Genomic DNA, 7,583 nt, shown 5'->3' with positions numbered 1-7,583 from the left:
CCAGCGTCCTCTGGCCGAGCCGTCCGCCGAGGCCCCCTCCCCCGAGCTGCTGCAGACGCTGCTGGAGGCGCTCCCGGACGCCTTCTTCCTGGTCGATGCGCGGTGGTGTCTGGCGTACGTGAACCCAGACATGGCCCGGCTGCTCGGCGGCGCGGCGCGGTTGCGGGACGACGTGCGTCGGGTGTGCCCGGAGCTGCTGGAGCTGAGCCGTCACCTGCGCTTCGAGCGGCCCGTGGCCGAGCAGCCCTCCGTCCGCTACGAGCACGCCTGGCCGGAAGCGGAGACGTGCCTCGACGTGCGCGTGCGCCCGGTGGAGGGCGGCCTGCTGGTGCACTGCCGTGACATCACCGCGGAGCGCCAGGCGCGCGAGGCGCTGCGCCGCAACGGCGAGGTGTTCCGCGCCATCCTGGAAGGCACCACGGACGCCGTCTACACGAAGGACCTGGACGGCCGCTTCACGATGATGAACGCGGCGGGCGCGAAGGCCGTGGGCTACCGCTCCGAGGACGTGGTGGGGCGCACGGACCTCGAGCTGTTCGACCCGGCGGTGGCGCGCACCAACGCGGCGAACGACCGCGAGGTGTTCGCCTTCGGCCGCACCGTCACCTACGAGGACGCGCAGCCGGGCGTGGAGGGCCCGCGCGTGTGGCTGTCCACCAAGGGCGTGCTGCGTGACGCCGAGGGCACGGTGTTCGGCCTGTTCGGCATCAGCCGCGACATCACCCAGCGCAAGTGGGCGGAAGAGGAGGCCCGGCGACACTCCGAGTTCCAGGAGCAGCTCATGGGCATCGTCACCCATGACATCCGCAGCCCGCTGGGCGCCATCATGAACTGGTCGCGCGTGCTCGCCGCGGGCGGCACCGACGAGGACGCGCAGCGCACCAGCCAGCGCATCGCCACCGCGGCGGTGCGCATCGAACGGCTCACCCGGCTGCTGCTGGACTTCACGCGCACGCGGCTGATGGGCGGCGTGGCCATTGAGCCCCGGCCGGCGGACCTGAAGGACCTGGCGGCCAAGGTGGCCCACGAGTTCGGCGTGGCCTTCCCCCAGCGCACCGTCGAGGTGGACCACAAGGGCAACACCCAGGGCGTCTGGGACCCGGACCGGCTGGCGCAGGTGACGTCCAACCTGGTGGAGAACGCGCTCAAGTACAGCCCGCCGGAGACGCCGGTGCGGCTGACGGCGCGAGGGCTGCGCACCCAGGTGGTGCTGGAGGTGCACAACGCCGGCCGCCCCATTCCAGACCACCTGCTGCCCCACCTCTTCGAGCCCTTCCGCGGCGGCCCGCAGAGCTCGCGCACGCTGAAGATGAGCTATGGGCTGGGGCTCTTCATCGTCCGGGAAATCATCCAGGCGCACGGCGGCACCATCGAGGTCCGCTCCGACGAAGTGGAGGGCACCACCTTCACCGTGACGCTGCCGCGCCGCTCCATGCCGGCCCGGCCGCCCATGCCGCCCACCGGCAGCCCCCACGACTAATCCAGGTAGCGCCGCAGCAGGGCCACCAGCGCGGCGCCGTCGAAGGGCTTGGCCACGAAGTCGTTGCAGCCGCTGTTGAAGCACGCGCGCACGCTGCGCGCCTCGGCGCTGGCGCTGCAGAGGATGATGGGCGTGCGCCGCGTCGGCTCCCGGCCGCGCAGCATCCGGCACGTCTCCAGTCCGTCCAGGTGCGGCATCAGCACGTCGAGGAAGACCAGGTCCGGCCGCTCCTGCTCCGCGCGCGCCAGCGCCTCCAGCCCGTCCCGCGCGATGATGGCGTCGTGGCCCAGCTCCGCCAGCAACATCCGCTGGAGCAGCAGGACGGTGTCCGAGTCATCCACCAGCAGGACCTTCTTGCGCTTCGGTGCGCCCGGCGCTGTCACGGGCGCACCTCCGCCTGGCACAGCTGGCGCAACTGCATGAGGCGCGGGGGCCCCATGCCCAGGAAGCGCACCCCCATGCCATAGGGGTGGGACACGCCGCCACGAGGCGCGTAGGCGTGGGCCCAGGCCACCACGCCGTGCGTCTCCAGGCGCTCCCCCAGGGTGGGCAGCAGGATGTGCAGCTCCACCGTCGTCCCCGCCTTCGCCGGCACCAGCGTGCGCACCAGGAGGCCGCCCGGGCTCAGCGCGCTGGACACCCCGGAGCGCCACTCCGCGCCGCGCGGCCCCGCCTCGCCGAAGGACACCGGACAGCAGAAGCGCACCCGCGCCTCGGCGCGCAGCGAGGCGTCCTCCCGTCCCAGCAGCGCGTGGATACGGGGCAGCAACGTGGCCGGACGCACGGGCACGGTCGCGTCCAGCGTGAGCGACGGCACCCCGGCCAGCAGCGGCTGTATCCGCGAGGAGGACAGGCCCCACGGCGTGCCTGGCGCGCCTTCCCGCGACAACATCAGGTCGGGCCGCTCGCCGTGTTCGGCCACCCTTGCGGCGCCGCCGCCCACGGTGGCGCTGTAGAGGATGCGATGGCCACACGCCTCCAGCAGGGCGCCCAGCCCGCTCCACGCCCGGGGGCCACTGGCGCCGGCCAGCAGCAGCAGGCGCGAACGCGCACGGGACGCACGCACCTGCGCGGCCGGGATGCCTTCACCCGCCAGCAGCGCCAACCGCGCGCGCAGCTCGTGCGTGCGCAGGGGCGACAGCAAGCAGTCCTCGACGCCCTCCGCGTCGCCCACCTCGAGCACCTCGGCGGGCGTCTCCGGCTCCGCCACCAGCACCACCGGCGGACCGTCCACCCCCAGGCGCAGCTTCAGCGCGCGCAGGCCCATGCCCGCGCCGGCCACCAGCTGCCGCCAGTGCACCAGCACCAGGGAAGGCCGCGCGTGCCGCACCTCCAGGAAGGCGGACTCCAGGGAAGGCACCTGCGAGGACACGCAGCGCAACGGACGCAGGGCCCGTGACAGCGCCAACCAGGATTCGCTCGTGGCCCCCACACACAGCACCCGCGGCGTTGCTTCCACCCGCCCTGGTGAAGGACGCACGCGTCCTGGAGCCGTCATCATGCGGAGCCTCCCTGGTCTTCATCCGCCCCGGCCCGCCCCACCGCGCTTCTCACCCTACGACTTTGAAGTATGAGAAACGGCCACTCGACGAAAATCCCCCTGGGTCAGATTCCGAAGACAGATGGGGAATAAAGGACAGAGGCCACCGACCGGGGCCGCGGCCGGTGTCCGCGGCGGCACGAGGCGGCGTCAGACGCGGGCGACGTTGACGCCCGAGTCGACGGCCTGCAGGTCGTCCCCGAAGCGCACGTCCAGCGCGCCCCCCTCCGGGGGCTCATAGGGCGCGCGTCCCACCTGCGCCGTGCCGAAGCGGGGCAGGAAGGGCGCCACCACGTACGAGCGGAAGCACCAGCCGAAGAAGCTCACCGGCTTGAGGGCCGGCGTGATGCCTGCCTCGATTTTCGCGTGGGCTTCGGGCAGCAGGCTCCAGTGCAGGCCCGGCGTCTCATGGTGCACGGCGTGGAGGCCGTTGTTGAAGAGGAAGAAGTTGATGAGGCGGCCGGTGAAGCTGCGGCTGTGGTCGTGCTCGCTCCAGGGGTCCGTGTGGACGTGCTGGATGTAGTTGAAGAACATGATGGTCCACAGCGAGAAGAGCGCGGGCACCAGGAAGGCGAACGCCCAGATGCGCGCGCCGCCGGCCACGCCGTGCATCGCCATGGCCAGCCCCAGCAGCGCCGCGTGCGTGCCGCCCCAGACGGCGTACTGGGTGAGAATCTGGCGGTACAGCGGGCGGTTGCGCTCGCGGGCCTTGTCGATGAACGCCTTCGTCGGCTCCTGCTGCCAGTACGTGGACACGAAGGGGAAGAGGAAGGCCACCAGGAAGTTGTGCTTCTTCGAGTAGCGCCAGGTGATGGTGGCGTCGCCCGCCTTGTTCACGAACTTGTGGTGGTTGAGGTTGTGCGTCGGAATCCAGACGAAGGTGGGGTACCCGTAGAAGAGCGACAGCCACATGCCCATGGCCTCGTTCAGCTTCCGGTTGCGGAAGGTGGGGCAGTGGTTGTGGTTGTGCGCGATGACGCCCGCCGACAGCGCCAGGTAGCACGCCAGTGGGCAGAGATAGGGAATCCATCCGGGCGCCACGTACATCGACAGGGCCACCACGGGCATGGCCAGACACCACGACATCGTCCGGCGGTCAGCGGCGTAACGGAGCATGCCGGCCATCCTGACCCAGCCGGCGCTCCGCTGCCATCCGCTCCCCCTGGATTCGAACACAGGTGGACTTCAGCGCACGTGGCGCCGCAGCAACGCCAACATTCCCTCCAGCGGAGCGCTGGCGGTCGACAGCCCGGCCTCCTTCACGGCGCGTGGCATGCCGTAAACCACACAGGAGGACTCGCTCTCCGTGAGGACGGTGCCTCCGGCCTCGCGGATGGCCCGGGCGCCCGCGACGCCGTCGTCGCCCATGCCGGTGAGCACCAGGCCCACCGCGTCCGAGCCCCAGCTTCGCGCGGCGCTCTCGAAGAGGACGTCCACGCTGGGGTGGTGCGGCGTGCGCAGCGGCTGCATGTCCAACCGCGCGAGCGTCACCGCGCCGTGGCGCTCCAGCTTGAGGTGCTGCCCGGAGCGCGCCAGCACCGCGCGGCCGGGCCGCAGCTCCAGCCCATCCACCGCCTCCAGCACCTCCAGCGCGCAGTGCGCGTCCAGGCGCCGGGCCACCGCTTCGGTGTAGCCCGTGGGGATGTGGAGCGCGAGCGCCAGCGGCGCGGGGAAGTCCACGGGCAGCTCGGACAGCAGCCGGGTGAGCGCCTGCGGCCCGCCGGTGGAGGTGCCCACCACGACCAGGCTCTTCGTGGCCGCGCGCGCCACCGGCGCGGAGGCGGACACGGGCGGCGGTGCCGGCTCCCGCGGCGCGCGCGCCACCGCGCCCGCGGCCGTGCGGACCTTCGCCACCAGCTCTCCGCCCAGCTCATACAGCCGCTCGGTGGCGAGCGCGGTGGGCTTGTTCACCAGCTCCACCGCGCCGGCCTGGAGCGCGGCCACCGCCAGCTCGCTCTCCTCGCCCGCGCTGCTCACCACCACCACGCGGGGCGCGGCGGCACTGGAGGTGAGCGCGCGTAGCACGCCCAGCCCGTCCAGGCCCGGCATCACCAGGTCCAGCGTGAGCACGTCTGGAGCGAGCTCGGCCACCTTCTCCAGCGCGTCCAGGCCGTCGCGCGCGACGCCCACCACGTCCAGGCCCTCCGCGCTGGAGAGCACCTGCCGCAGCACCTTGCGGGCGAAGGCGGAGTCATCCACCACCAGCACGCGAATGGGAGACACCGCCGTCATGGCCTGGCCTTGGTATAGAAGAAGGCGCCGCGCCGCTCCTCGCAGGCGAGCGCGGTGCCGAAGCGCATCAGGGATTCGGAGGTCCCCACCAGCAGGTGTCCCCCCGGAGCGAGCGCGCGCGTCAGGGACTCCACCACGCTGCGCGCGGTGTCGTCCTGGAAGTAGATGAGGACGTTGCGGCAGAGGATGGCGTCGAAGGCGCCCAATCGCGCCACCGCGTCGGCATCCATCAGGTTGACGCGCCGCCAGTCCACCGCGTCCACCAACTCCGGCCGCACGCGCGGGCGCCCCTCGCGCGTCTCCAGCCACCGGCCCTCCACGCCCGGAGGCAGCGCGCGAAGGGAGCGCAGGTTGTGCTCCCCGGTGCGGGCCCGCTCCAGCGCGCGGGCACTCAGGTCGCTGGCCACCAGCTCCACCCCTTCGAGCACGCCCAGCTCCGCGAGCATCATCGCCAGCGTGAGGGGCTCCTCTCCGGTGGAGCAGGCCGCGCTCCACACCCGGGGCCGCTGTCCGGCGCGCACGGCGGGCACCAGCAGGTCCTCGGCCAGCACCCGCAGCGGCAGGGCCTCCCGGAAGAAGTACGTCTCGTGGACCAGCAGCGAGTCCACCAGCGCGTCCAGCGCCTCGGAGCCCGCCGGGTCGTAGCGGAGGTAGTAGTAGTAGTCGAGCAGCGAGTCGAAGCCCGCGTCCAGCGCGCGCGCGGCCACCTTGTCGGCGAGCAACTCCCGGTCCTCGGGGCCGTAGTGCAGCCCGGCGCGCTGCTCGATGAGCGCGGCCAGGATGGCGAACACCTGGGGAGACATGGGCAGTGAGAACATGGCGGTGGCGTCAGCGGCTCAGCACCAGCCGGCAGGCCCGGCGGACTTCGGGGTCCTCGTCCTGCGTGGAGGCGCGCTCCAGCGCCTCCCGGGCCTCCAACGTCCCCAGCGCCGCCACCGCCGGCACCGCGGCGCGCCGGCCCGCGGGACTGGCGGAGCCCAGCAACTGCACGAGCGCGGCTTGCGCGTCCGAGCGGCGCATGCGGGCCAGCGCCGCCACCAGCAGCGGCGCGGTGAGCTCGTCCGCCGCCTCCAGCGCGGCCAGCAGCCCCGGCAACCGCCCCTCCAGGGGCAGCGCCAGCGCGCTCACCACCCGCTCGCGCAGCGTCATGTCCCCCAGCAGCGACACCAGGGCCTGCGTGGCGGGCACGCCGGGGCGCGTGGCGATGAAGCCCACCGCGGCGCTGCGCACGCTGTCGTCGCCGTCACCCGCGGCGTGCAGCAGCGCGGGCAGCGTCTCCGGTGCTTCGTACTCCGCCACCGCGGACAGCGCGACCAGCCGGGTGGCGGCGTCCTCCGACCTCGCCGCCTCCAGCAGCACGGGCAGCGCGTCCGGCCGCCGGCCCACGCCCAGCCCCAGCAGGGCGGCGCGCCGCACGTCCGCGTCCGCGCTGACCGCCGCGCGCTGGAGCGCCGTCATCGCGCTCTCCGTGTGCATGTGCGCCAGCGCGTCCACCACCGCCACGCGCACCTGGCCCGCGGCGTCGTCCGCCAGCGCGACGATGGCGTCCGCGGCGGCCTCCTCGTTCAGCTTTCCCAGCGCCTGGCACGCGTAGTAGCGCACCCACGGGTCGCGGTCATTGAGCCCCCGCAGCAGCGTGGAGGTGATGCGCGCCTCCTTCTCCGTCTGCCCCAGCGCGCGCATCGCCGCCGCGCGCGTGCGCTCCGACTCATGGTCGGCGGCCGTCAGCAGCGCGTCCACCGCGCGCGGGTCATCAATGAAGGGCAGGCCGTAGATGGCCGCGTCGCGCAGGCGCTCGTCCGGGTCCCTCATGGCCTGGAGCAGCACGTCCAGCCCCTTCGAATAGCCGAAGTAGGAGATGATGCGCAGCGCCGCGCGACGCAGACGCGAGTCGGGTGAATGGGCCGCCTGCAGCGCCAGCTTCTCCGTGGCGTCGCTCCCCAGGGACTGGATGGCGCCCACCGCGGCCTGCACCACGCGCAGGTCCTCGTCCACCAGCCGCTCGAACAGGGCCGGCACCGCGGCCGGGCTGCCAATGCGGGACAGCGTGTCAGCCGCCAGCGCGCGCACCGACGCGTCCCGGTCTTCCAGACACGACATGACGTCCGGCACCGCCGCGGTCCTGCGGCCCACCAGCGGCAGCAGCACGCGGCGCCGGGCGCTGTCGCCCTCGCGCAGCGCCTGGAGAATCTGGGCGTCCGCGTCCGCGCCCAGCTCCGACAGCGCGCTGGCCGCCGCGCGCGCCACGGACGGGTCCGGCCCGTCCAGGAGCCTCAGCAGCCCGGACGCGGCGTCCAGCCCGCCCACCCAGCCCAGCAGGCGCGCCAGGGC

Annotated in this window: 7 protein-coding genes; 1 reads left to right on the top strand and 6 read right to left on the bottom strand. The window is 73.1% G+C overall.

The window, feature by feature from the left end; genetic code table 11:
* The coding region (locus G4D87_RS29845) for a PAS domain-containing sensor histidine kinase (RefSeq protein ID WP_163786097.1) at positions 1-1,480 on the top strand (1,480 nt) is incomplete at its 5' end.
* Here G4D87_RS29845 and G4D87_RS29840 read toward each other — a convergent pair.
* From G4D87_RS29840 to G4D87_RS29815, 6 genes are all read right to left on the bottom strand, one after another.
* Entirely contained in the window at positions 1,477-1,863 is a 387-nt protein-coding gene (locus G4D87_RS29840) for a response regulator (protein ID WP_163786096.1), read from the bottom strand. The two genes, G4D87_RS29845 and G4D87_RS29840, sit on opposite strands and share 4 nt — an antisense overlap.
* Positions 1,860-2,981 carry a PilZ domain-containing protein gene (locus G4D87_RS29835; RefSeq protein WP_163786095.1) on the bottom strand — a complete coding sequence of 374 codons (1,122 nt, stop codon included), beginning with the start codon at positions 2,979-2,981 and terminating at the stop codon, positions 1,860-1,862. Before G4D87_RS29835 ends, G4D87_RS29840 begins: the two co-directional genes overlap by 4 nt.
* A gap of 189 nt (positions 2,982-3,170) precedes the next feature.
* Positions 3,171-4,145 carry a fatty acid desaturase family protein gene (locus G4D87_RS29830; RefSeq protein WP_163786094.1) on the bottom strand — a complete coding sequence of 325 codons (975 nt, stop codon included), beginning with the start codon at positions 4,143-4,145 and terminating at the stop codon, positions 3,171-3,173.
* A gap of 60 nt (positions 4,146-4,205) precedes the next feature.
* Complete coding sequence (gene cheB / locus G4D87_RS29825; protein WP_163786093.1) at positions 4,206-5,252, bottom strand: chemotaxis-specific protein-glutamate methyltransferase CheB; 1,047 nt, start codon at positions 5,250-5,252, stop codon at positions 4,206-4,208.
* The gene (locus tag G4D87_RS29820; protein WP_163786092.1) at positions 5,249-6,070 is read right to left on the bottom strand and encodes a CheR family methyltransferase; all 822 of its coding nucleotides are present in this window, start codon (positions 6,068-6,070) and stop codon (positions 5,249-5,251) included. Before G4D87_RS29820 ends, cheB begins: the two co-directional genes overlap by 4 nt.
* A 10-nt stretch (positions 6,071-6,080) precedes the next feature.
* Positions 6,081-7,583 (bottom strand): HEAT repeat domain-containing protein (locus G4D87_RS29815; protein ID WP_205507767.1); only part of this gene is annotated, 1,503 nt, incomplete at its 5' end.

This window comes from Myxococcus vastator (assembly GCF_010894475.1).
In the GTDB taxonomy this organism is placed as follows: domain Bacteria; phylum Myxococcota; class Myxococcia; order Myxococcales; family Myxococcaceae; genus Myxococcus; species Myxococcus vastator.
This window is presented reverse-complemented; position numbering and strand designations above follow the sequence as displayed.

Bases quoted from the DNA above. Each gene is read 5' to 3' on its own strand.
- G4D87_RS29820 (WP_163786092.1), bottom strand. From the start codon at position 6,070: ATGTTCTCACTGCCCATGTCTCCCCAGGTGTTCGCCATCCTGGCCGCG.
- G4D87_RS29835 (WP_163786095.1), bottom strand. From the start codon at position 2,981: ATGATGACGGCTCCAGGACGCGTGCGTCCTTCACCAGGGCGGGTGGAA.
- cheB (WP_163786093.1), bottom strand. From the start codon at position 5,252: ATGACGGCGGTGTCTCCCATTCGCGTGCTGGTGGTGGATGACTCCGCC.
- G4D87_RS29830 (WP_163786094.1), bottom strand. From the start codon at position 4,145: ATGGCCGGCATGCTCCGTTACGCCGCTGACCGCCGGACGATGTCGTGG.